This window comes from Peptidiphaga gingivicola (assembly GCF_001652275.1).
Classification (GTDB): Bacteria; Actinomycetota; Actinomycetes; order Actinomycetales; family Actinomycetaceae; genus Peptidiphaga; species Peptidiphaga gingivicola.
In genome coordinates this window covers 1,744,582-1,767,752 of sequence record NZ_LVZK01000001.1, presented here as the reverse complement: position 1 = coordinate 1,767,752, position 23,171 = coordinate 1,744,582, and the positions used below count along the sequence as shown (strand labels likewise).

Below are 23,171 nucleotides of genomic sequence, written 5' to 3'. Positions count from 1 at the left end.
GGGGAGCCTCGCCGAGGCCGGCGGGCAGGGCGCAACCGGCGAAGGATTCGGAGGCAAGGAGATGAGCGCCGAGGAATGGCTCGCCTCGAAGGAATGGACGGAGCAGGACGACGACCTCGACGAGCGCCGCGCGGCCGTGCTGCGCGAAAACCTCGACGCCTACGACCTTGACGAAGAGGACGTCGCCGTGCTTGCGGGCGGGGCCGCAAACCGGCCCGCGGCTCCGCCGGTGCTGGCCGTCGTGGGCAGGCCCAACGTCGGAAAATCGACCCTCGTCAACCGCATCGTCGGCCGTCGCGTCGCGGTAGTCCAGGACGTCCCCGGGGTGACGCGCGACCGCGTGGGCTACCCCGCCTCGTGGGCCGGCCGCGATTTCACGCTCGTGGACACCGGCGGCTGGGAGATCGACGTCGCCGGCATCGACGCCTCCGTCGCCCGCCAGGCCGAGGCCGCCGTGCAGGCGGCGGACGCCGTCGTGCTCGTCGTCGACGCGAACGTCGGAATCACGGACGCCGATGCCGACATTGTCAAGCTGCTCCGCCGGAGCAAACGGCCCGTGGTCCTCGCCGCGAACAAGGTCGACTCTCCGATACAGGAGTCCGACGCGGCGGTGCTGTGGGGGTTGGGCCTGGGCGAGCCGTACCCGATTTCGGCCCTGCACGGGCGGGGGACGGGCGACCTGCTCGACGCCGTGCTGGCCGCCCTGCCCGAGCGCTCGGCCGTTGCGGACGCCCTGCCGGAGGGGCCGCGGCGGGTCGCCCTTCTCGGCAGGCCGAACGTCGGCAAATCCTCGCTTTTGAACAGACTGGCGGGGTCGGAGCGGGTCGTCGTCGATCCGACCGCCGGAACGACGCGCGATCCGGTCGACGAGGCGATCGAGCTTGACGGGCAGACGTGGATATTCGTCGACACCGCGGGCATCCGGCGTCGCGTCCATCAGACGAAGGGCGCGGATTTCTACGCCTCGCTGCGCACGCGCGGCGCATTGGGCAAGGCCGAGCTGGCCCTCGTTCTCATCGACGCATCCGAGCCCTTGACTGAGCAAGACATCCGGGTGATGCAGCAGGCGATCGACGCCGGGCGCGCTCTCGTCGTCGTGTGCAACAAATGGGACCTCGTCGACGAACATCGACGCCGCGAACTCGACCGCGAAATGGACCGCGACCTTGTGCAGGTCCAGTGGGCCGAGCGCGTCAACCTTTCGGCCGCGACGGGGTGGCACACGAATCGGCTGACCCGCGCCATGGACACGGCTCTCGACTCCTGGGAGGCCCGCGTTCCCACGGGCAAGCTCAACGCCTTCCTCGGCGAGCTTGCGGCGGCGCACCCCCATCCCGTGCGGTCGGGCAGGCAGCCGCGCATCCTGTTCGCAACCCAGGCGAGCACGCGCCCGCCGCGTTTCGTCCTGTTCGCGAGCGGTTTCATCGAGGCGGGCTACCGCAGATTCGTCGAAAACAAGATACGCGAGACTTTCGGCTTCGCCGGAACCCCCATCGAGATTTCCGTGCGCGTGCGCGAAAAGCGGAAAAAGGGAGGCAAACGCTGATTCGACGGTCGGGGTAGGCGATCAGGAGCGCGCCGTGCGCTCCGGACTGCGAGAGGCGGGCGGCCGATGGGCCCGGTCACGGCCGGAGGACGACGTTTTCCGGCTGATCCCCGGCTATGAGCCGCTCGGCCTGCCTGCGCACGAGCGCCTTGATCCGCGGCGCGAAAGCGGCGGAAGCCCCGCCCGCGTGCGGCGTGATGAGCGCGGCCTTCTCCCACAGCGGGTGGTCCTCTGGCAGCGGCTCGGGATCGGTCACGTCAAGCACGAGCGCGAGCCTGTCCGCGTGCGTGAGAAGCGCCTCCGTGTCCGCCACCGCGCCCCGCGCCACATTGACGAGGACGGCGCCGTCGCGCATCCGCGAGAGGAAGGCGTCGTCGGCCATGCGGCGCGTCGCATCCGTAAGGGGGACGGCGAGAATCACGACGTCGGCCGCCGGCAGCAGGTCCGCGAGCTCGGAGGCGGCGCGGACCGTCCCGCGAGAGTCGGTTCTTCCGCTGCGCCCGACGCGGCGCACGTCGACCTCGAACGGGGCGAGCCTGTCGGCTATGGCGTTTGCGACCCCTCCGGCCCCGACGATGAGAACCGTGGAATCGGCCAATCCGGGGGCGTCCTCGCGCTGCCACAGGCGGCGGCCCTGATTGCGGACCGCGTCGGGGAGCTTGCGCAGCGCGGCGATGGTCGCGCCGACGGCGAGCTCCGCCGTCGCCGTCTCGTGGACGCCCGCCGCGTTGGCGACCAGGAACCCTTTGGGAATGACGTGTTCGACGCCGTCGTAGCCAATCGACGGCAATTGGACGAGCGCCGGCTTGTTTCCCTCCAGGCGCCTCAACGCGGAGAAGGGCTTGTAGGCCGGAACGACGACCATGTCGAGGTCCGTGCGCCCGCAGGGGGCGTCGATCGTCCACTCGACGACGTCGACGGCGAGCCCGTCAAGCGCCTTCGCGTACGGTTGAGAAGGGACGGAGACGACGATTTTTGCCATGCGTCCAATGGTACGCGAGGTCAGTCGTCGTCATCCTCGTCATCGTCGTCGTGCCAGTGACGGTGGCCGTGATGGCCATGGTGTCCGTGGCGCCAGTGACGGACGTGGCGCCCTTCGACCCAGCAGCGCCCCCGCCTGTCGCACCGCCAGCGTCCGTAGTGGCGGGAAGCGTCGTCATCGTCGTCATCGTCGTCGCTCGGCTGCTGCGTCGCCGGCGGCTTCGGAGTGTGCTTCATGCGTCTGGGCAGATTGGGGTAGATCGGGAAGGGCCCCAACGTGCGCGGCGCAGCGCGCGTCGGCGAAGGCTGCGGCTGAGCCGGCTGAGGTTGGGCGGGTTGCGGCGACGCCGCGGGAGGCTGCGTCGCTTGGGGCGCGGGGACGGAGCCGCTCTGTCCGTTGGACCCGTTCGGCTGTGCGGCGTCCGGCGTTTGAGCGGCGGCCCGCGGGCTTTTCGCGGACTTGCGCGCGGCCGAGCGGTCCAAGGCTTCGTTGGCCTCCGCCGTCGCGTTCGAAGTGGGCAACGACAAGGAGCCCGAGCCTTCCTGCGGGACCGACGGCTCCGAGGAGGGGGACGGCGTAGGCGAAGGCCTCGAAGGACGAGGCGAATGGGCCGACGCCCGGGACGTCGGCGAAGCGCTGGCGGCCGGAGAGTCGGAGCGGTCCCATCCCGGGCATCCGCTGAGCATGCCGACTGCCACGCCTATCGCACAGGCGCTTGTAAACGGCCTGAAGAGAGGCGTCCTTTTGGGAGCGGGTGCTGCGTGTGCACCGGCCGTTTTTCCTACGGTCACATGGCTGATATTACATCGGTCAGCCGTTTGACCGCCGCGAGGCGATTGTCAGCGGGTCTTGATACCCATTCCGTCGCAAGGGATGCAGGTGCATGCGTTTGCCGGACCAGTGCTCGATGAGCCATTCGTCGTGGGTCGCCACGACGAGCGTGCCGTCCCACGCGGTCATCGCATTTTCGAGCGCTTCGATGAAATCGAGGTCGAGGAAATTCGTCGGCTCGTCGATGAGCAGGATTCGCGGATTGCGCGCGACGGCGAGGGCCAGTTGGACTCTCCTCCGGTTTCCCGCAGAAAGCAGAGGGAACGGAGTGGCCGTGCAGCGCGGTTGGACGATTCCCTTGCCCAGCTCGCGAATGCCGCGCGTCCAGACGTCGGCGGGCACGAGGCCGAGCGCGTCGTTTGGCGCGGCGCCGGGCGCCGCAGGGGAGGCTTTCGCTTCCGGCGCGGGCTGTTCGGGAAGGTCTTGGGGAACGTAGGCGCGGCCCTTTGCCGCGTCGACGCTGCCGGTCGAATCCGACGTCGGCGGGGCTCCCGCGGCGATCCATCTCAGCAGAGTGCTCTTCCCGGAGCCGTTCGCGCCGGTCAGGAGCAGACGCTCCCCGGCGGAGAGCTCGAAGCTGACCGATGCGAGCCTGCCGGGCACAGCCGCCTCGCGAACCGACACGAGGATCCCGCTTGACGGCCCTGCTGGCGGAATGGCGAAGGAGAGGGAGGATGTGCGCGGTTTTGCCACCTCGACGCGGTCCAGATCCTCCAGCCGCCGTGCGTCGTCGTTGATTCGCCTGCTTGAAACCTTCTGGGCGCGATCGGCGTAGAACTTTTGGGCCATTCTGACTTCGGTCCGAGGCTTCGCGCGCTTGTGGCCGATCGACGTCGAAGCGCGCGCGTGGGCCTCGATTCGCCGCTTTTCGGCTCGCTGGCTTTCGTAGACCTCGACGTGGGCGGCCCGTGCGCGCCGCTTTTCGGCGAGGTAGTCGGAGTACCCTCCGCCGCTTCGATGGATTCCGCCGCGGAGCTCGCCGCCGTCGGCGCGGGCGAGGGCCTGCCACGCCGCGACGTCGAGGTCGAGCGTCCCGGTGGCGACGTCGTCGATGAATGCCCGGTCGTGGCTCGTGAAAAGCACGGGCCCGGTCCACGAACGCATCGTGGCGGAGAGGAATGCTCGGGCCTCGGAGTCGAGGTGGTTTGTCGGCTCGTCGAGGACGAGCGCGGGAGGTCGCACCATGAGCGTCTGAGCCAGGGCCAGGCGCGCACGCTGGCCGGGGGAGAGGGAGTCGAGCGGGCGGTCCCTCGAGACGCCGCCGAGGCCGAGCCCCGCCAGGGTCGCGCCTATTCTGCTCTCGAGCGTCCACACGTCGAAGGCCTCCATTTCCGCCGCGAGGCGGTCGTATTCGTCGGCTACGGCGGACGTGAGGCCTTCGGGCGTTTCGGACATGCGCGCTGTCAGCCTTTCGAAGCGTTCGCGCAGGCCGAGGGGACGGCGCAGTGCCGAATCGAGGGAGTCGCCGACCGTCGCGGAGCGTTCCGATTCGCCTGCGCCGACGTGAAGCGCGCCGGGGGACCGCCGTTCGGCGTTGGAGCCCTGCGCAAAGCCGCGAAGGCCGACGTCGAATCCGCCCGACGTCGACGCAGAAAACGCGGGGGCCTCGACTTTCCCGGAGTCGGGCTGCAACTCGGAGACGGCCAAGCGCAGCAGGGTGGTCTTGCCCGCGCCGTTCGGGCCGACGACGCAAAGGCGTTCGCCGCCCGCGCACACGAAAGAAACGTCGGTCAGCAGCGGCTCGGACGTGAAAGAAAAATAGGCATGGGAAAAAGATATGACTGACAAGAGAAACACCGATCGTTGTAAAACGGGTAAGGGACGCGGTCTCTCGTTGTCAGCCTGCCATGCGGCCATCGTATACGCAGGGACTTAGAAATGGCAAGCAAGATCTTGGCTTTACGCAAGGATTTCCTTGCGTAAATGAGGAGGTTCCCTTAGGGTTGTCGAAGGCAACGACGTCGAACAGCGATGTCCGGCCGGCAAACAGTTTCAAAAGACCTGTAAACATCCCCAAAGGAGAGGCCAATATGGTCAAACGTCAGTTCCCGAAGCCCAGCGAGATTTTCGATCTGCTGCATTTCAAAACTCCGACACTGAACGCGAAGAAACGTCGGCTCGACAAGTCCCTCACCGTGTGGGACTTGCGGAAGATCGCCAAGCGTCGCACGCCGAAGGCCGCCTTCGACTACACGGACGGGGCGGCCGAGGGTGAGCTCTCGCTCAGGCGCGCCCGCCGCGCCTTCCAGGACATTGAGTTCCATCCGGACATCCTGCATCCGGCCGAGGACGTCGACACCTCGTGCGAGATCCTCGGCGGGCCGTCGTCGATGCCCTTCGGCATAGCCCCCACGGGCTTCACGCGGCTCATGCAGACCGAGGGCGAAATCGCCGGAGCCGGCGCGGCGGGAGCGGCCGGCATCCCCTTTACGCTCTCGACGCTGGGAACGACGTCGATCGAGGACGTCAAAGCCGCCAATCCCCGCGGCAGGAACTGGTTCCAGCTCTACGTCATGCGCAAGCGGGAGATCTCCTACGCGCTCGTCGAGCGCGCCAAGAAGGCGGGATTCGACACGCTGATGTTCACCGTCGACACTCCGGTGGCCGGCGCGCGCCTTCGGGACAAGCGCAACGGCTTCTCGATCCCGCCCCAGATCACTTTGAAGACGGTGCTCGACGCCGTCCCCCGCCCGTGGTGGTGGTTCGATTTCCTGACGACGCCCAAGCTCGAGTTCGCCTCCCTGAAGTCGACGGGCGGAACCGTGGGAGAGCTGCTTGACAACGCGATGGACCCGACCATCAGCCACGACGACCTCGCCGTGATTCGAAGCATGTGGGACGGGAAGATCGTCGTCAAGGGGGTGCAGACCGTCGCCGACGCGAAGAGGCTCGCCGACGCCGGAGTGGACGGCGTCCTGCTGTCGAACCACGGCGGCCGCCAGCTTGACCGAGCTCCCGTTCCCTTCCACCTGCTGCCGCACGTGGTCCGCGAGGTCGGCAAGGACACGGCCGTGATGGTGGACACCGGCATCATGAACGGCGCGGACATCGTCGCCTCAGTTGCCCTGGGCGCCGATTTTGCGCTCATCGGGCGCGCCTACCTATACGGGCTCATGGCGGGCGGCCGCGCGGGCGTCGATCGGACGATCGCCATTTTGCGCGACGAGCTCGTCCGCACGATGAAGCTGCTGGGAGTCTCCTCGATCGAGGAGCTGGAGCCCCGCCACATCACCCAGCTCACGCGCTATGTGCCGGTTCCCAAGCTGGCACAGCACGCGGCGGAGAGCGTCGGCTGAGCATAGCTCGGCGCGCCCAGGCGGCGTTCCCCGAACGGCCGCGCCTGGGTTTGCCGCCCGGCAAAGCTCGGTGTGGCCAGGCGGCGCTCGGCAGGCATACATCCTGCCGTGCGCCGCTGTTTCGCACTCGCCGCCCTCAGGGTTTTAGAATGAGTTTACAATAACCTTGAGAGAAGCGAGGAAACAATGATTCGCAACGTCCACGAACGCGTCGTCGATGCGCCGATCGAGCGGCTGGACGCCTTGCTTGACGGGCTGGGCCAAAAGGGCGATCGCCTCTGGCCTGCGCAAAACTGGCCGCCCATGGTGCTGGACCGACCGGTCTCCGAAGGCGGCGCCGGAGGCCACGGGGCCATCCGCTATCACGTGGCCGAGTACGAGCCCGGCGCGAGGGTGCGTTTCGCCTTCGACCCCGCCACGGGGATCGACGGCGCGCACGAGCTGAGCCTAGATGAGCTTTCAGACGGCCGCTGCCGCATGAGGCACGTGCTCGTCGGGCGTGCCCGCGGCCGCATGCGGCTGCTTTTTCCTTTGGCAGTCGAACCTCTTCACGACGCCGTCGTCGAGGACATGTTCGACAACGCCGAACGCGAGGCGACGGGAACGCTCGCCCGCCCCGCGAAATGGCCCCTGCGGGTGCGCCTGCTCCGGCGGCTCTTCCGCTAAAGGAAGCTGGCGGGGTCAACAAGTAGGGGAGGCGGCGCGGGAACGGCCCGACGTCGAACTCCGCCGCGTCCAAACCTTCCGTTTTGACTTCGGCCGCTGCCGGTGATGTGACTGCCGGTGAAACGAATTACTTGCGCGAGGCGAATTGCGCGATCGCCATGACGAGGTCCTCGACCCGCGCCCGCGACCAGCGCGTGCGAGGGTCGGGCTCGATGAAGCTGAAGATCGTTGAGGCCATGATGTAGACGGAGGGCTTCCATTCGGCGACGTCGGTGCTGCCGAATGCGCGCAGGTAACGCGGAGACTCGTAGGCCGGCCCTCCTAGGCCTATCTTTGCCACGAGGCCCATGATCGCGGCCCCGGCCGCCCGGCTCATGAGCTCGAAGCCGTCGGGGCCGGCCAGAGGGGGAACGAGGCGGTAGCCGAGGATCGCCGAGAGCTGGGCGTACACGCGGGCGCGGGCCAGCACGTATCGGTCCTCGGTCGCGGCGAGCTCGGCCGCGACGGCGTCGCGAATGCCGTCGTCGGCGATCCCCTGGTGGCAGGCGACGAGGGCCGCGAACGTGTTCCACTCCGGGGAGGCGACGATCGAATCGTAGTCGGCGCCGATCGCCACGCGGAACATTTCGACGACGACGTTGCGCCGCCCCTGGGCCGTTCCCAGGTGCTCGATGCGATCGAGGACGATCGCGCCTGCGGGCTCGGCGATGGCCGACTCTGTGACCGGAAGGGTGGTGCCGCTGGCGAGCTCGAGCAGCACCTCGCCGTAGAACTCGTGGAGTTTGGGCCAGCGCCGATACGCCGAATCGCGCGGCACACCGGCCTCCTGGACGATCTGTTCGAAGGCGAGGTCGTCGAGCTCCGCGGAAATGCCCTGTTGGTGAATCAGCGAAACGGCGACGTCGAGCATCTTGCGCTCTGTCTCCCTGTCGTTGATTCGCGTGGTGGGCATGGCAAGAGTTTAACAAGGGCGATGCGGCAGCAGAGTAGGCCGAAACGACGCAGACAGCCTCCGAACGCAAGCTGATACAGTGGCGTTTTCAATCGACGTGCAGCGGGAATTCCGGCGGTTTTCAGCCGATAGAGCCGCGGCGCTTTTCGCGAACGATTCCAATTGACACGGGCGAAATAGACTCCCCGGGCGACGGTCATAGGCACCGACGGGTAAAGGTGCCCATCCTGCTAGAGTACTGGGCCGAAGCCTAGAGCATGAGGCCCAAACCGAGGGATCCTACGGCCAGCAGAGGGAACGCGCCCTGCTTGACGGCGGCACCCCTGTGCGGAGCGGAGGCGATGAAAAGGACTGCCGCGGCGGCCAGCATCGAACCGGTGCCCGCGAAGGCCAGCGTCAGCCCGACGGCGCTCGCCCCGGCAGCCCACGCGGCGATTCCGACGATTGCCAGCAGCGCCAGGAACAGGTTGTAGAAGCCCTGGTTGAAGGCCATGAACTTCGTCGTCCGCGCCTCCTCGACGGAGCCCGTGCCGAATGCGGCCCGCGCCCGCTCGCTCTCCCAGGCGATCGACTCCAGATAGAAAATATAAATATGAATGAACGCGGCGACGGCGGCGAAAATGAGCCCTGCGACGATCATGGGGCGCCTCCTTCAGTTGACGGTCGGTGAGTTTGACTGTTGGCGGGCTTGATTGTTGGAGAAGTCGGCAGCCGACGAGCGCGGGCAGACAACCGGCGAGCGCAAAGCCCGACGGCCCGAGAAGCGCCCGCTCGGCCTGCTTTCACGGGCGCAAACGGGCGCTTTCACGCAGGGGCGTGCCCTCATAACTGTCAAGCCGCAACGGCTACCGCGGCCGACACTGTTGCGAGCGCCGTGGCTTCCGCCGGCTTGGGGCGAAGACGGCCCTTTTCATCACCCAGTCGAAGGCCCTCGTGGGCAGCATCGCATGGGCTGCGACCAAAGGCTTGGCGCCGAAGCCGACGAGGTAGCGGGGCCGGGGCCGTTTCGCGTTGACGGCCCGCGAAATCGCTCGCACCACGACGTCGGGGTCGGACATCATCTTGCCCGAATACTGGCGGCGCATGCCTTCCGCCGTCTTGACGGCCGTTTGCTCATACGCCCCGCCCTTCGAGGACTCGGCGAGGTGGTCGGCGGCAATGTCGGCCCATTCGGTTTTGATTCCGCCGGGCTCGATGAGCACGACGTCAATGCCGAACTCGGCCGCCTCCATGCGCAACGCGTCAGAAAGGGCCTCCACCGCGTACTTCGTGGCGTGGTACCAGCCTCCCATGAAGCTGACGAGCCGCCCGCCCATGCTCGAGACGTTGACGATCGTGCCCGACCGCCTTTCGCGCATATGGGGGAGGGCGGCCTTCGTCAGAGCGGCGAGGCCGAAGACGTTGACGTCGAACTGGCGGCGCGCCTCGTCGATCTCGACGTCTTCGATCGCTCCGTAGGACCCGTAGCCCGCGTTGTTCACCAGCACGTCGATGCGCCCGCGTTCGGCGACGACCCGCCCGACGGCGTCCTTGCACGCCTCCTCGTCGGTGACGTCAAGCTCGATGGTGTGCACGCCATATTCGGTGAGCTGCGCCATCCTTTCGACGCGCCTGGCTGCGCCGTAGACGGAATGGCCCTGCGAGGCCAGCTCTTTCGCCGCCTCGAACCCCATGCCGCTGCTTGCGCCGGTGATGAGGATCGCCTTCTTGTCTACGGCTTTGACCGCCGGGGGTATCTTCGCCATCGTCTTCCTTTCATGTAGTTTTGATCGTTTGGATCATTGCCGGATACTTTTGATCCGGTCTCTCGACGTTGTTGTGCTCGGAACCTCCGAAAGCTGCATCTCCGCCACTTGGGACGCTTCCGACATTTCCTAAAGCTTTCGATGTCTCTTGCCGCGGGAAAGCTCCGCGTCGTCGTCCCTGGGCGGGACAATGGCGCAAAGTGTTGTGGGGTGCCGATCCGAGATAAAAGTGTATCGATTTGCGGCGCGACGCACTCATTGTTCCGCTATGGGCGATTCGGGGGATATACGCACGGCTGACACGAGTTTCCGTTCCCAGAAGTTCGTCCTCGAAGCAGAGGGCACGCGGCTCGAACAGTGGGTGCCCGGCGCCGCGGACGACGCGCCCGAGTCCGCCAGGCAGCCCGTCCGAATCTGGCAAACATGTGGTAGACAAACATGTGGTAGACGTAGAGCGACCCGCAAACCGGCGCAGAGTGCCGCCGCGGCGAAAACGGACAAACCAGCAAGGAGGCCACAGCCACATGGACGACGATCGCGAGGGGCGCATGAGAGTCGGCAAGCCGCTTCTTTTGGCCGTCGACGCGGGATTGTTGCTGTATTGGACGGCCGTCTTCCTCGACCTCATACCCAAGGAGCAGCGCTTCAGAGACTACTCCAACCCGATCATGCAGGCGTGGAACTGGTCATTCTTCCCGCTCGACGTTTCGGCTGCGCTTCTGGGCTTTCTCGGCGTGTATCTCGTGCGCAAGGGCCGTGCGGCGGGCGAGCTGGTTGTGACCGTCGGCCTGACGCTCACCTTCTGCGCCGGATTCATGGCCCTCTCGTTCTGGTCGTACTACGGCGACTTCAACCTCTGGTGGTGGCTTCCAAACGCTGCGCTCGTCCTCGCCCCCGTCGTCGGCTTTCTGGAAATGTCGATCGGCAAGGTCTGCGGCAGGAAGGCCTAGCGGGCCATGCCGTCAGACTTTTCCAGCTTTCCAGCTTTCTCAGGCTTCTCACGGGCCTCGCGCTCGTGGTTCCTCTCCGCCTTTCCGAGCGGGCCTACCTCCGTTCAGGAGCGCGCATGGGCGGCGATAGGCAGGGGAGAGAACGCCCTCGTCGTCGCGCCCACCGGTTCGGGAAAGACGCTCGCCGCCTTCTTCAGCGCGATCGACCGGCTCATGCGCCGCTCGGCCGAAGACCGCGAGGCCAAGGGCGTGCGCGTCCTCTACGTCTCGCCGCTCAAGGCTTTGGCGGCCGACGTCGAACGCAATCTGCGGCGGCCGCTGGCCGGCGTCGAACGCGCCGCGCGGGGCCTTCGGGAGTCCGGCGAGCTCGACGATCGCGGGGAGAGCGCAGAACCCGCGTGTGAACTCGGCGTCGCCGAAGGGCCTGGGCTCGTCCGGGAGCCCGGCGAACCTGGAGAGTCTGGAGGCGAATTCGGCATCGGCGCAGCCGCCGCCCCCGTGAGCGGAAATACCCGAACGAATCCGGTGGAGGAGACGCGGGCAATAGACGCGGCCCTTCAAGGGCCGCGGACGAGCGTGGGCATGCGGACAGGCGACACGCCCGCGAAGGAGCGGCGTCGCCTCCGCGTCAATCCGCCCGACATCCTCATCACTACGCCCGAATCCCTCTACCTTATGCTCACGAGCGAGGCGAGGAAGACCCTTGGCGCCGTCTCGACCGTCATCGTCGACGAGATCCATTCCCTTGCGGGGAGCAAGCGCGGAACCCACCTGGCGCTGTCCCTCGAGCGCCTCGACGGGCTGTTGGAGGAGCCCGCCCAGCGAATCGGCCTGTCCGCCACCGTTTCGCCGGCCAGGACGGTGGCCGACTTCCTCGGAGGATCGCGTCCCGTCACGATCGTCGAGGCCGACTCTGCCGCGAGCCCCGACGTCGCGGTCAGCGTGCCCGTTGCCGACATGGCCGCCATTCCACCCGTCTCCGTCGCCGGGCAAATGGTCGTTTCGATGTGGCCGCACATCGAGCGGGCCATTCTCGACCACGTTCTTCGGCACCGGACGACGGTGGTTTTCGTCAACTCGCGGGGAGCATGCGAAAGGCTGACGGCGCACCTGAACGAGGAGTACGCGAATCGCTTCGGGGGAGCGGAAGGATCCGAAGCCGCAGCCGACGGATTCGCCGGGTCTGTGGCCGCTGTCGGATCGGTCGAATCCGTCGAGGCTCACCGGCAAACGCGGGGCCGTCCGGGTGCGGGCCGAAAGGGCTTGCCAGCCGGGGCGGGAGCGCATCGGCAGTCATGGGGGAGCGGCGACTCGAACTATTCGACGCCGTCCCCGGAGGCGCCCGTCATCGCCAAGGCCCACCACGGGTCGGTCTCCAAGGAGCAGAGGCTGGCCGTCGAAAACGAGCTGAAATCGGGCAGCCTGCGCTGCGTGGTGGCGACGGCGTCGCTCGAGCTCGGCATCGACATGGGCTCCATCGACCTCGTCCTCCAGGTCGCGCCCCCGCCTTCGGTGGCAAGCGGCCTTCAGCGCATCGGCCGGGCCAACCACGCCGTCGGCGGGCGGTCGCGCGGAGCGATCTACCCCGTGGAGCGGACGCATCTCGTCGACGCCGCCGTCGCGGCCGAGGGCATGCGGACCGGAGCGATCGAGGAGACCGAGCTAGTCGCGAACGCGCTGGATGTGCTTGCCCAGCAAACCGTTGCCGCAGTGAGCGTCGAGGAGACGCCCGCCGACCGCTGGTTCGAGACGGTGCGCCGCGCCGCCCCCTACGCCGCTTTGCCGAGGGAGTCCTTTGACTCCGTCCTCGAGCTGCTCTCCGGCGCCTACGCCTCCGCCGACCTCGCCGACTTCTCGCCCCGAATCGTGTGGGACCGCGAGGCGGGCGTTTTGCGCGCCCGTCCCGGAGCGCAGCGGCTCGCCGTCTCCTTTTCCGGCACGATTCCCGACCGAGGCATGTTCCCCGTGGTCCTTCCCGAGGGCGCCGAGGAGGCGGGGCGGCGCCGCGTCGGCGAGCTCGACGAGGAGATGGTCTACGAGAGCAGGGTCGGCGACGTCGTCACGCTGGGCACGTCGAGCTGGCAGATTCGCGAGATCACAGGCGACCGCGTCATCGTCGACCACGTCAGCGGGCGAAGTTCGCGCCTGCCCTTTTGGCGGGGCGAAGGGCCTGGGCGGCCGGCCTCCGCGGGCGCGGCGAAGGGCGCATTCCTCCGCGAGGCCGAGGCGAGCCTGGAACTTGCGTCGGGCCCGGAGGCCGCAGGAGGCCGGCGCCCCGCCGCCAATCCCGAATCGTCGGCGGGCGTGCGAAGCGAGCCGCACGTATCGGCGTCGTTCCTCTCCAGGCTCGAAAGCGCCGGGCTCGACGAGAACGCGCGGGAGAACCTCGTCTCGCTCCTTCTCGAACAGAAGGCCGCAACCGGCGCGATCCCGAGCGACGAGACCCTTGTGCTCGAGCGGTGCAGGGACGAAAACGGCAGCTGGCGCTTCGTCTTGCACAGCCCGATGGGCAGGCGAGTGCACGAGCCGTGGGCCATGGCGATACGCGAGCGCATACGCCGCGTTGCGAAGATTGAGCCGCAGGTGTTCGCGAGCGACGACGGCGTCGCGTTCCAGTTGCCCGCAACGATCGGCAGGCCTCCCGGCGCCGAGCTTGTGGTTTTCGACGCCGAAGAACTGCGCCGCCTCGTCACGAGCCGAATCGGCGGCACCGCCCTTTTCGCCGCGCGCTTTCGCGAATGCGCGGCCCGAGCTCTGCTGACGCCGTCGTCCCGCCCCGGGCGCAGGACGCCGCTGTGGCTCCAGCGGCTCAGAGCCGGGCAGCTGCTGGAGGCCTCGCGGCAGTTCCGCAACTTTCCCGTGTCCGTCGAGGCCGCGAGGGAATGCCTCCAAGACGTCTACGACCTTCCCGCACTTGCCGGCCTCATGGAGCGCATCGAAGCCCGATTCGTTCGCATCGTCGAGGCGGAGACGGCGTCGCCTTCGCCCTTCGCGCGCCCGCTGCTCTTCGGGTACACCGGCGCGTTCCTCTACCAGGAAGACCTTCCGCGCGCCGAACGGAGGGCGCACCTTCTCTCCCTCGATCCGGAGGCCATCGCCTCCCTCGTCGGAGACGGCGGCGTCGGGCAAGTCCTCGACGAAAGCGTCCTTGCCGAAGTCGAGGCCGAACTGCAGCGGCTGGCGCCTGGCCGGCGGGTCCGGCGCGACGCCGAGGCCGTCGCCGACCTTCTCCGCAGGCTCGGGCCGTTGACCCTCGAGGGGGTCGCCGCCCGCAGCGTCGGAGCCTGCGACGATGCGCCGCCTGCACAAGAGAAAGGGGACAGCGCCGCGCGGGAGGACGCGGCCGACGCGGCCGACTCCTCGCAGGCCGACGAAAAGCAGCCTCGACAGGAAAGCGAAAGCCGCTTCCCGCGAGTCGGCGAAGGCTCTGCGTGGGACGGCCAAGAGGAGGCTGCGGCCAGCGAGGCGGTTCGCAGCCTGCTCGAAGAGCTCGCGCAATCGCGCAGGGTTGTGTCCGTGCGCCTCGGAGGGCGTGAATGCTGGGCGGGCGCCGAGGATGCGCCCGCGCTCAGGCTTGCCCTCGGCGTCGACGTTCCCGAATGGGCCGCCGAGCCGGGCGGCTTACCGCGGACCTCGGCGGTTTCGCGCTCTCCGCTGGAGGATCTGCTCCTTCGCTGCGCGCGCACCCGAGCCCGCATCACAGCGGCGGACGCGGCGACAGAGTTCGGAATCGGACGCGCAACCGCCGCCGAAGCCCTCGAATCGCTCGCCGAAAGCGGCTCGCTCATGCGAATAGACGACGCGCACTGGATGGAGGCCTCCGTTTTCGCGCGGGTGCGCAACAGGTCGCTCGCCCGAGCCCGGGCCGCGATCGAACCGGTCCGCCCCGCCGCCTTGCACAGGCTGGTCCTCGAACGCGCGGGCATCGACCGCCCCGGACGGGGAATCGACGCCCTGGCCGAGGCGATCTCGCTGATGGAAGGTGTGTGGCTTCCGGCGTCGCTGTGGGAGTCCGTCGTCTTCCCTGCGCGCGTCGCGGATTACAGCCCGGGCATGCTCGACGAGCTCATTTTGTCCGGCGACGTCCTGTGGCAGGCGCGGTCAGGCGGAGAATCTGGGCGGGCAAGCAGCGAGGCGTCCCGAACGGGCAAAGAATCTGGACGGTTGGCCAACGACGCGTCCCAAACGGGCGGAGCGCCGGTCGGCGAGATCGCCTTCTTCCCCACGGATTCGCCGCTGGCCCCGGTTGCGGGCGCGGCCGTTTCGGCTGACGACGTCGGCTGGGAGGATCTGTGGAAGCTCGCGCGCGAGGGGGCCGCGACGGCCCTTTCCTTCGAACCGGTGCGCGCCTGCCTGCAGCCGCGCACCGCCGCCCCGAAGAAACGGCGGGTGACGAGCCGGCGCTCGCGCCGTTACGCCGCTTTCGCCGCCGCCCGGGCACTGAGCACAGAGGCGCAGGGCATTGACTCCGGCGGTCCGGCGCAGGGAACGCAGCCGGGCAATTCCCAGCTGCGGCAGCCCTCGCCGGGGAGTGGGGCCGCGGCAGGGGCGGAGCGGCTGGAGGCCGCGATGCTGCAAACGACGTGGCGCCGCCTGAGCCCGCCCCGGGTTTCCGCCGAGGAGGCCGCCGTGGCGATGGTCGAGTCGCTGCTCGACCGCTACGGCGTGGTTTCCCGAGACATCGCCCTTGCGGCAGGCGTCCCCGGCGGAATGGCAAGCCTGACGCCCGTTCTGCGGCGAATGGAGGACGCCGGCGCCGTCCTGCGGGGAACCTTCGTCCGCGGGCTCGGCCCCGTCCAATACGCCGAAAGGGGGACTCTCGACGCGCTGCGTTCGTTCGCGGACTCCCCGAGCGATGCCGACGTCCGCGCCGTGGTGGAGGGCGACAGCGAACCCGCGGCCGCAGTGCTCGATCTCAGGGACCCGGCCTGCCTCATGGGGCGCGGCGTCCCCTGGCCCGACCCGGCGCTGCCTTCGCAGATCGGGGAGCGGCTCGCCGCGGCCCCTTCTGTCGGCTTGCCGGACCCCTCGCGCAGGCCGGGATCGGCGGTCGTCCTCGTCGACGGAGAACCCGCGCTCTACGCGCCGGAGAACATGAAGGCACTGGTCTCCTATACGCCGGAGACAGCCGCGTTCCGTTCGGCGCTGCGCGCCCTGACCGAGTCCCTCAGGCGCGCGGCGGCGCGGGACCCGGGAATCGCCGCGAGGAAGCGGACGGTTGTCGAATCGGTCAACGGCGTCTCCGCGCTGGAGCGCGCCATGGGCGACGCTCTGGCCGAGGCCGGCCTGGCCCGCGATCCCAGGGGTATGAGGTTCGCCGTCGGCCCGTGACACTCGCGTCCTCGACGGCTCTGACGAGGGCTCGCGCAACTGGGCGAACGCGTGCATATCGTTCGCCTCTTCGGCGCCCGGGATACGGGTGCCTCTGCCGCCCGAGGAAGGCGCTCAGTCTAAGATTCGGCCCAAGAAGAGTCCACGCAAAAAAGCCCGGCGAGAATCTCTCACCGAGCTTCAATCCGTCGGGCTAGCGGGATTTGAACCCACGACCCCTTGACCCCCAGTCAAGTGCGCTACCAAACTGCGCCATAGCCCGTCGTCGCTCGTGCAATCCTGCGGCTCGCTTTCTTCGCAAGAAAGAGACTTGCAGGCTCCGTGAGGACGGCCCTCGCGGGTTTTCCCCGGAAGAAGCCCAGGATCAGCCATCGTTGTTGCGACCAGACAAGAATACACAACGGCTGGCGGGGAGACAACCGCGCGGAGTCCGACGGCGATTCGCTTCGGGCCCAAGTGAAAGTCAACAACGTAAAACCCATGGCACACGGGGCTCAAAGGTTATAGAATTGTGATCTACGGTTACGGAGGCAAGCCGGATCTTTATCCAAGGAGGATTTCAGTATGCCTGAACGGTTTGAGGCCAACGAGGCCGATCCCACCACGACCTCGGTTTTCAAGACCGTCGGCGGGGACTCGGACGTCAACATCGCCAGGCGCGCGTTGAAGCCGGAAGAGCAGGCGGCAATCGAGTCGCTGCCCAAGGGCTCCGCCTTGCTCATCGCACTTTCTGGACCGAATTCCGGGGCGCGTTTCCTGCTCAACGAGGACCGCACGAACGCGGGACGCCACCAGAAGTCCGACATCTTCTTGGACGACGCCACGGTTTCGCGCAAGCACGCCCAGTTCATTCGCAGCGGCGACGAGTTCTCTGTTCGCGACTCGGGTTCGCTCAACGGGACCTACGTCAACCGCGAGCGGGTCGACGCCCATGCCCTCCACACGGGCGACGAGGTCCAGATCGGCAAGTTCCGCCTGACCTTCTACGAGGCTCCGGCTACGGCATGACGTCGCGCCAACGCATGACGAGCGCAGCGCGCAAGCCGGCGGCGGCCCCCGAGGCCGAGGCCGTCGAAGCGCAGCCTGAGGGGAGGTGGCCCTTCGACGTTCCCCACGACCCCTATCTGAAGATAGGGGAGGTCCAGTCGATGCTGGCGGCGGAGTTCCCCCTGTTGACGCTGTCGAAGATCCGCCATTACGAGTCGATCGAGCTTGTCCACCCCCACAGGACGGCTTCGAATCAGAGACTCTTCTCACCCGCGGACTGCGAGCGGCTGCGCTTCATCCTGCGCGAGCAGCGCGACCGATACCTCCCGCTCGACCAGATCCGAGAGCTTCTTCGCCAGCTCGACGCCGGGCAACAGCCCGAGGGCACGCATCCGGGGCGGCTTCGCCTCATCGACGACGCAGCCAAACGCCCCCAGCCCGGCACGCGCCTGCGTTTGACCGAAGTCGCGGACCTCACCGGCGTCTCCGTCTCCGACGTCGAAGAGATGGTCGACGCCGGAATCCTCGCCGCCGACCCGCGGGGGCGCTTGACCGCGCAAGCCCCGGACATCGTTCGCTTCGCAACGATGCTGCTCGGCGCGGGCTTCACCTTGCGGCAGGTGCGCAGCGTCAGGACGTCCGCACACGCCCACGCCGTTCTAGTGACGAACTCCATCGCAACCGAGCGCGCCCGCAAATCCAGCGTCGCGCGAGAGAGGGCCATCGCCTCTGCGACGGAGAACTCAACCGTTATATCCCAGCTTTATCGCGCGCTCCTAACGGAAAACATCGAAGTCGAGCTGCGCTAGGAAATAAAATCGAATTTTCAACCATCTGAGTGTCGCTAGGGGAGTTCTTGCGGTTGATTCGAAGTTTAGACGCGCCGTACCACCATTGAGAGCCGTTCCTGCTATATCGTTGCCTGTGTAGGCGGAGCACCCCCGTCTATTTCACGAAAGTATGGAGGAAACCATGAGCGAAGCTCACGCGCACGACGCAAGGATGCAACGTGCTCAGCAAATGCTCTTCGGCGATCCGCTCCCAGATCTGGACTACGAGACGGGCTATCGCGGCCCTATCGCATGTCGCGCCGCCGGCATCACGTACCGGCAGCTCGACTACTGGGATCGGACGGGCCTCATCTCGCCATCAATTCGCAATGCACACGGTTCAGGCAGCCAGCGCCTGTACTCTTTTCGCGACATTCTTGTGCTCAAGATCGTCAAGCGCCTCCTGGACACGGGCGTTTCACTTCAGCAGATTCGGCTCGCAGTCGCGCAACTCGAGTCGCACGGAGTTGAGGATCTGGCTCAGATCACCCTCATGTCCGACGGGGCTTCCGTCTACGAGTGCACGTCCGACGACGAGGTCATCGATCTCGTCAAGGGCGGCCAAGGGGTCTTCGGCATAGCCGTAGGCCGCGTGTGGCGCGAAGTCGAGGGGACGTTGGGCGAGCTTCCGACGGAGCGGGCCGAAGAGGCCGGCGCCGTCGTTGTGGAAGACGAGCTCGCCAAGCGTCGCGCGGCGAAAAAGCGCAAAGCTTAAAGTGGACAAGCACCCTTGCGAGGGGCGCCCGCGCTGGCTTTGCGGGTTCCCTTCGCGGGGGCAAACTCCTCACACACCGGCTGTGGGCTCTCACGCGCCCCGGCGGGGCCGTCTCACTGCCCGGTGAGCTTGGACTCCCAGGCTGTGCGCACGGGATTCGCGTCGGCAAGCAACATGTCGAAGCGATCGTAGGCGACGTCGATCACCTCTGAGAGCGCGAGAACCTGCTCTTGCTCAGCCGAATGGCTCAGGCGGCGCGCCCCGGACTCAATGAGCCGCTCGGCCGTGTCCAGGGGGCCGAGGTATGCCACGAGCGGCCATCCAAACCGCTCGGCGTAAGCCTCGGACAGAGTGCTCAGCCGCTCCAGCTCTTCCGGGCTGGCTTCGCCGAGGGCCATCGACCCGATGTCGCGCGAGACTTTCTGGGCTGCGGCGTCGTCCTCCTCGAGGAGGCGCGAGATGTCGGGATAGTCGCGCAAAAGGGCGAGTTTGCGCTCTTGGCTGGCCGTGAGAATCGCCTTCTCGAGGGCGTCGCGGAACTCTTCGGCGTCGGCGAAGGGACGGCTCTCCCACGCCCTTTCCAAGGGCCACGTCTGCGTGTTGAAAAGCGGTGAGAAGGCCTCGACAAAGCGTTCGCGGCCCATGGCGTTGACCTCGTCGATGGTGAGCGCGCGCCCGTCGGGCGCGGACACCACCGGCGCTCCGCCCCCTCGCCCGACGTGGAAGAACAGGACATTGAGGGCGATCGCCGCGATCGCCCCGGCAGTCATGCCCGAGGCGAAGAAGATCCGAGCCCACGAGGGCATGGACTCGGCGATGAACGGCTTGAACGTCACGAGCATGGCAAGGCCGAGCGAGGTCGTTACGATCACGGCGTTGCGGTTGTCCCGCATATCCGCCTTGGCTATCGTCTGCATGCCGACCCAGGCCACGTTGGCGAACATGGCCAGGGAGGCGCCTCCGAGCACGGGGGAGGGGATCGTCGCCACGAGCGCCCCCGCCTTCGGCAGAACTCCGAGGATCATCATGACCACTCCCGCGCCGGCAGCAACCCACCTCGATTTCACTCGCGTGATGCGCACAAGGCCGACGTTTTGGGCGAAACAAGTGTAGGGGAACGAGTTCATGACGCCGCCGAGGAGCGTCGACAAGCCGTCGGCGCGAATGGCCGCCGAAATGTCAGCCTTTCGAATGCGCTTGCCGACGATCTCCCCGGTGGCGAAGACGTCGCCCGTCGTCTCGACCATCGTCACGGCCATGACGATGGTCATCGAGACGATCGCGCCCGCGGCGAACGTCGGCGTCCCGAAGTAGAACGGCGTGGTCGCGGCAAAAGAGCCGGCGCTCTTGAAGGCGTCGATGTCTTTCGGGTCGAGATGGCCCAAGACGGCGGCGACCGCCGTGCCTCCGACGAGTCCGATGAGCACCGCGATCGTTGCGAGAAAGCCGCGCAAAAAGCGCTGGGCCAAGACGATGGCGGCCAGCGTTCCGAAGGCGTAGAGCAGCGATCTCGGCTGCAGGGGAACCGCGCCGTGGGCGGAAGAAGCCGACGGCGCGGCGGTGGCGTATCCGACGAAGTCGGAGGCCGAAACCGACAACAGGGTCGTTCCCATGACGAGGAGGACCGTGCCCGTGACCACGGGCGGGAAGAAGCGGACGAGGGCCGCGAAATAGGGCGCGGCGAAGAACGTGAACAGGCCGGAGGCGATGACGGCGCCGTAGATCGTGGGAAGGGCCGAGTTCGGGTCCCCGCCCCGCGCCGATGCAACGCCGATCGCGATGATCGGGGCCACCGCGGTGGTGGTCACGCCCTGAATGATCGGCAGACGCACGCCTACGAAACGCGTGATCCCCACGCTCTGGATGAGCGTCGCGACGCCGCAGGTGAGAAGGTCGGCGTTGATGAGATGGATCGTGGTTTCCGCGTTCAGGTGGAGCCCGCCCGCGATGAGCAGCGGAACGATGACCGCTCCGGCGTAGAAGGCCAAAACATGTTGAATGGACAGAACGGCTAATGTGGGCGCGCTGGGCGCCCTGTCGACTGGATGGGCCACTTCCTCATATTCTCAGATAATCGAGGGCGTCCAAAGCCGACGTACCGCGAAAGAAATCATGAGCCCTGCACGCGCGCGATGCGCCAGGCGTTTGAAGCAGAGAATTGGAAGCTGTACGGGGAATGCCTCACCCTGCGAAACAGTCCAGGGACAGGGGAGAGCGCGAAGCTGCTCGGAAGGGTTCAGCGGGCGCCGAGCGAGCGCGTAACCTCGTATCCCGATTCGACGTCGCGGATCGAAACCTCGACGATCCCGTGCCGGTCCACCGTGTAGCGCTCCTCGATGAGGGGGCCGTCGCCCGTTCGCTGCACTTCGACGTCGTCCACGTCCACCTCGCCGCCGCGCAACGCGGGGTCGAAGGGAAAAGCGAGCGTGCCGCACGGGACGACCTCGCCGCGCGGCACGCCGTCCGCGTCCGTCCGCGTGTATTCGACGAAGCGATACCAGCCGACGTTGTGCGCCGCCCGGTAGGTGCGAACGACCGTCACATCCTCGTTCGGGCTCACGCGCTGCTCGCTGCCGAGCAGGGGATCGAAGGATATGACCGAGCCGCCCTCGCGGTCGCGGAAAACGCCGACGCCGCGCGCCAGCCTGTCCGTGAGCGTGTAGCCCGCCGACGGGTCGGCCGCGATGGCCAAGCCGATCGCGGTCGACCCCGCGGTGTAAGGGGAGCGGTGGACTCGCCGGCCGTACCTGGATCGCAGCGTCCGCCCCACGGCCGGAAGCTCCGATCCGCCGCCGACGACGTAGAGGCCGGCGACGTCGTCCGGGAGCTTTGACGCGCCGCCCTCGTCCTGGGTCAAAAGCGGCTCCATCGTCGCGAGGGTCGACTCGATGAGCGGGGCGACCAAATCGTAGAACTCCTTGACCGGAATCGACGTGGGGGAGGAAGAGCCGGGAACGTCCACGGCGACGTACCGGGACTGCGGGTACAGGGACTCCTTGGCCTGACGGGCCGAGTCGAGGAGCCTCTGCCATTCGTCTGCGGCGAGTTCGCCGCGTCCGGACTTTTCGAGAGCGAAAGAGGCAAGGGCGACGTCGAAATCGTCTCCGCCGACGTTGTTGTCGCCGCGCGAGCCGAGCACCTCGTGGCTCTTGTCGTCCGCGGCCACAAGGGAGGCGTCGAAGGTTCCGCCGCCCAGGTCGTAGACGAGAATGCGCGTGCGGCGCGAGTTGAGCGACTTCGTGAGCCTGTGCGTGTACTCGAAGCCGGCGGCCGACGGCTCGTTGATCATGGCAACGACGTCGATTCCGGCGCGCCTGAAGCCCTCGAGGGTGATGAGACGCTGAGCCGAATGCGCGTGGGCGGGAATGCCGACGACGGCCTCGAGCTCGCCCCTGGCGGGCTTTGCGGCGGAGCGGACGGACTTCGCGACGTGCGTGAGGAACCCGGAGACGACGTCGATGAGCGGAATCGTGAGGCCGCCGAGTTCGACTTCGGCGTCTTGGTTGACGTCCGTGCGCGACAGAAGGCGTTTGAAGGAGCGCAGATGAGGAGCGCCTTTGAGGGCGAGGCTCGCGGCCTCGAAACCGTAGACCGGACCGGAATCTGCCAGCGCGACGATCGACGGAATGTACTCACGGGCGTCCGAGTTCCGATCTGAGAACGCGAGAAGCGGATAGTTGCCGCGGTCGGCGACGGCGACGGTTGTGCGCGTGGTTCCAAAGTCGATTCCGAGTCTCATGAAGCTGAGAGTACTTCATCTTTCGGCGTCGATGGGGGAATATCTCAAAGGCGGGTCGCGTTCTCGCTCTGTCCCGTTTTGACATAATGTGCATTATCGGATCGAGAGACAAAAGGGGCCGACGGGTGAAAGTGGCGTCATGTCGCGGCAAAACCACTTTGCCCGACGCTTCTTTGGCCTTCCCGTTAGACTGACCCGGTAGCCGAGGAAAGGAAAACCATGGCCGAACGTTCGCTTCGCGGAATGAAGATTGGCGCAAATTCACTGGAAACCGACGAAGGAGTCGCCTTCGTCGAACGCAAACAAGTCATCTACGCCTGTCCCAGCGGCCACGAATTCGGCGTGGCCATGGCGACGGACGCCGAGCCGCCCGCGACGTGGGAATGCCGCTGCGGCTCCGAGGGCCTGCTGCGCGACGAGCCTGCGACGGACGACAAGAAACCCGCCAAGCCTCAGCGCACGCACTGGGACATGCTCCTGGAGCGCCGCACCGAGGACGAGCTCAAGGAACTGCTCCGCGAGCGCCTCGAGCTGCTGCGCGCAGGCAAGCTAAGGCTCCGTCGACACCACGGCTGAACGCCTGGAGGCCGGCTGCTCGGCC

General features: G+C 67.2%; 17 protein-coding genes, 1 tRNA gene and 1 pseudogene. 9 read left to right on the top strand and 10 right to left on the bottom strand.

Annotated elements, in window-relative coordinates:
• Positions 1 to 61: 61 nt before the first annotated feature.
• Positions 62 to 1,546, top strand: coding sequence for a ribosome biogenesis GTPase Der (gene der, locus A4H34_RS07365; RefSeq protein ID WP_064231732.1), 1,485 nt, complete (start codon positions 62 to 64; stop codon positions 1,544 to 1,546).
• A 76-nt stretch (positions 1,547 to 1,622) separates the two neighbouring features.
• On the opposite strand, the gene A4H34_RS07360 is transcribed toward der, so the two are convergent.
• The 4 genes and pseudogenes from A4H34_RS07360 to A4H34_RS11575 all read right to left on the bottom strand — a co-directional run.
• Positions 1,623 to 2,528, bottom strand: coding sequence for an NAD(P)-dependent oxidoreductase (locus A4H34_RS07360; RefSeq protein ID WP_064231547.1), 906 nt, complete (start codon positions 2,526 to 2,528; stop codon positions 1,623 to 1,625).
• 20 nt (positions 2,529 to 2,548) lie between these two features.
• Positions 2,549 to 3,226, bottom strand: coding sequence for a hypothetical protein (locus tag A4H34_RS07355; protein ID WP_156510288.1), 678 nt, complete (start codon positions 3,224 to 3,226; stop codon positions 2,549 to 2,551).
• A 112-nt stretch (positions 3,227 to 3,338) separates the two neighbouring features.
• Complete coding sequence (locus tag A4H34_RS07350) at positions 3,339 to 4,754, bottom strand: ATP-binding cassette domain-containing protein (RefSeq protein ID WP_407946322.1); 1,416 nt, start codon at positions 4,752 to 4,754, stop codon at positions 3,339 to 3,341.
• A gap of 213 nt (positions 4,755 to 4,967) precedes the next feature.
• Positions 4,968 to 5,216: pseudogene (locus tag A4H34_RS11575) on the bottom strand (ATP-binding cassette domain-containing protein); the annotation flags it as partial.
• 173 nt (positions 5,217 to 5,389) lie between these two features.
• On the opposite strand from A4H34_RS11575, the gene A4H34_RS07345 reads away from it, so the two are divergent.
• Both A4H34_RS07345 and A4H34_RS07340 read left to right on the top strand, forming a co-directional pair.
• Positions 5,390 to 6,655, top strand: coding sequence for an alpha-hydroxy acid oxidase (locus A4H34_RS07345; RefSeq protein ID WP_064231544.1), 1,266 nt, complete (start codon positions 5,390 to 5,392; stop codon positions 6,653 to 6,655).
• Positions 6,656 to 6,841: 186 nt separating this feature from the next.
• A complete protein-coding gene (locus tag A4H34_RS07340) occupies positions 6,842 to 7,321 on the top strand; it encodes an SRPBCC family protein (RefSeq protein WP_064231543.1) in 480 nt (159 codons plus the stop codon).
• 127 nt (positions 7,322 to 7,448) lie between these two features.
• Here A4H34_RS07340 and A4H34_RS07335 read toward each other — a convergent pair whose 3' ends face one another.
• The 3 genes from A4H34_RS07335 to A4H34_RS07325 all read right to left on the bottom strand — a co-directional run bounded on the left by A4H34_RS07335 (position 7,449) and on the right by A4H34_RS07325 (position 10,018).
• Positions 7,449 to 8,273: a hypothetical protein gene (locus tag A4H34_RS07335; protein WP_064231542.1), complete on the bottom strand. Its 825-nt coding sequence runs from the start codon at positions 8,271 to 8,273 to the stop codon at positions 7,449 to 7,451.
• 250 nt (positions 8,274 to 8,523) lie between these two features.
• Entirely contained in the window at positions 8,524 to 8,913 is a 390-nt protein-coding gene (locus A4H34_RS07330) for a DUF1304 domain-containing protein (RefSeq protein ID WP_064231541.1), read from the bottom strand.
• Between the two features lie 205 nt (positions 8,914 to 9,118).
• Entirely contained in the window at positions 9,119 to 10,018 is a 900-nt protein-coding gene (locus tag A4H34_RS07325; RefSeq protein WP_064231540.1) for an oxidoreductase, read from the bottom strand.
• A 524-nt stretch (positions 10,019 to 10,542) separates the two neighbouring features.
• Here A4H34_RS07325 and A4H34_RS07320 point away from each other — a divergent pair.
• Together A4H34_RS07320 and A4H34_RS07315 are read left to right on the top strand one after the other, a co-directional pair.
• Positions 10,543 to 10,968, top strand: coding sequence for a DUF5360 family protein (locus tag A4H34_RS07320; protein WP_082903108.1), 426 nt, complete (start codon positions 10,543 to 10,545; stop codon positions 10,966 to 10,968).
• Between the two features lie 6 nt (positions 10,969 to 10,974).
• A complete protein-coding gene (locus A4H34_RS07315; RefSeq protein WP_064231539.1) occupies positions 10,975 to 16,299 on the top strand; it encodes a DEAD/DEAH box helicase in 5,325 nt (1,774 codons plus the stop codon).
• A gap of 188 nt (positions 16,300 to 16,487) precedes the next feature.
• Here the strand turns inward: A4H34_RS07315 and A4H34_RS07310 are convergent.
• Positions 16,488 to 16,561, bottom strand: a tRNA-Pro gene (locus A4H34_RS07310).
• Positions 16,562 to 16,863: 302 nt separating this feature from the next.
• Here A4H34_RS07310 and A4H34_RS07305 point away from each other — a divergent pair.
• The 3 genes from A4H34_RS07305 to A4H34_RS07295 all read left to right on the top strand — a co-directional run bounded on the left by A4H34_RS07305 (position 16,864) and on the right by A4H34_RS07295 (position 18,831).
• Positions 16,864 to 17,307, top strand: coding sequence for an FHA domain-containing protein (locus A4H34_RS07305; RefSeq protein WP_009198738.1), 444 nt, complete (start codon positions 16,864 to 16,866; stop codon positions 17,305 to 17,307).
• A 14-nt stretch (positions 17,308 to 17,321) separates the two neighbouring features.
• Entirely contained in the window at positions 17,322 to 18,095 is a 774-nt protein-coding gene (gene ftsR, locus A4H34_RS07300) for a transcriptional regulator FtsR (RefSeq protein WP_231870979.1), read from the top strand.
• A gap of 163 nt (positions 18,096 to 18,258) precedes the next feature.
• Positions 18,259 to 18,831 carry a MerR family transcriptional regulator gene (locus A4H34_RS07295; RefSeq protein ID WP_407946318.1) on the top strand — a complete coding sequence of 191 codons (573 nt, stop codon included), beginning with the start codon at positions 18,259 to 18,261 and terminating at the stop codon, positions 18,829 to 18,831.
• A gap of 113 nt (positions 18,832 to 18,944) precedes the next feature.
• Here A4H34_RS07295 and A4H34_RS07290 read toward each other — a convergent pair whose 3' ends face one another.
• Both A4H34_RS07290 and A4H34_RS07285 read right to left on the bottom strand, forming a co-directional pair.
• Positions 18,945 to 20,885 (bottom strand): solute carrier family 23 protein, encoded by a 1,941-nt coding sequence (locus A4H34_RS07290; protein WP_064231537.1) that lies wholly within the window; start codon positions 20,883 to 20,885, stop codon positions 18,945 to 18,947.
• 182 nt (positions 20,886 to 21,067) lie between these two features.
• The gene (locus tag A4H34_RS07285; protein ID WP_064231536.1) at positions 21,068 to 22,570 is read right to left on the bottom strand and encodes an Hsp70 family protein; all 1,503 of its coding nucleotides are present in this window, start codon (positions 22,568 to 22,570) and stop codon (positions 21,068 to 21,070) included.
• 219 nt (positions 22,571 to 22,789) lie between these two features.
• On the opposite strand from A4H34_RS07285, the gene A4H34_RS07280 reads away from it, so the two are divergent.
• Positions 22,790 to 23,146, top strand: coding sequence for an RNA polymerase-binding protein RbpA (locus A4H34_RS07280; RefSeq protein WP_064231535.1), 357 nt, complete (start codon positions 22,790 to 22,792; stop codon positions 23,144 to 23,146).
• Positions 23,147 to 23,171: the final 25 nt, after the last annotated feature.

Bases quoted from the DNA above. Each gene is read 5' to 3' on its own strand.
- A4H34_RS07335 (WP_064231542.1), bottom strand. From the start codon at position 8,273: ATGCCCACCACGCGAATCAACGACAGGGAGACAGAGCGCAAGATGCTC.
- A4H34_RS07330 (WP_064231541.1), bottom strand. From the start codon at position 8,913: ATGATCGTCGCAGGGCTCATTTTCGCCGCCGTCGCCGCGTTCATTCAT.
- A4H34_RS07320 (WP_082903108.1), top strand. From the start codon at position 10,543: ATGGACGACGATCGCGAGGGGCGCATGAGAGTCGGCAAGCCGCTTCTT.
- A4H34_RS07340 (WP_064231543.1), top strand. From the start codon at position 6,842: ATGATTCGCAACGTCCACGAACGCGTCGTCGATGCGCCGATCGAGCGG.
- A4H34_RS07345 (WP_064231544.1), top strand. From the start codon at position 5,390: ATGGTCAAACGTCAGTTCCCGAAGCCCAGCGAGATTTTCGATCTGCTG.
- A4H34_RS07360 (WP_064231547.1), bottom strand. From the start codon at position 2,528: ATGGCAAAAATCGTCGTCTCCGTCCCTTCTCAACCGTACGCGAAGGCG.
- A4H34_RS07280 (WP_064231535.1), top strand. From the start codon at position 22,790: ATGGCCGAACGTTCGCTTCGCGGAATGAAGATTGGCGCAAATTCACTG.
- A4H34_RS07295 (WP_407946318.1), top strand. From the start codon at position 18,259: ATGAGCGAAGCTCACGCGCACGACGCAAGGATGCAACGTGCTCAGCAA.
- A4H34_RS07315 (WP_064231539.1), top strand. From the start codon at position 10,975: ATGCCGTCAGACTTTTCCAGCTTTCCAGCTTTCTCAGGCTTCTCACGG.
- A4H34_RS07350 (WP_407946322.1), bottom strand. From the start codon at position 4,754: ATGTCCGAAACGCCCGAAGGCCTCACGTCCGCCGTAGCCGACGAATAC.
- A4H34_RS07305 (WP_009198738.1), top strand. From the start codon at position 16,864: ATGCCTGAACGGTTTGAGGCCAACGAGGCCGATCCCACCACGACCTCG.
- ftsR (WP_231870979.1), top strand. From the start codon at position 17,322: ATGACGAGCGCAGCGCGCAAGCCGGCGGCGGCCCCCGAGGCCGAGGCC.
- A4H34_RS07285 (WP_064231536.1), bottom strand. From the start codon at position 22,570: ATGAGACTCGGAATCGACTTTGGAACCACGCGCACAACCGTCGCCGTC.
- der (WP_064231732.1), top strand. From the start codon at position 62: ATGAGCGCCGAGGAATGGCTCGCCTCGAAGGAATGGACGGAGCAGGAC.
- A4H34_RS07325 (WP_064231540.1), bottom strand. From the start codon at position 10,018: ATGGCGAAGATACCCCCGGCGGTCAAAGCCGTAGACAAGAAGGCGATC.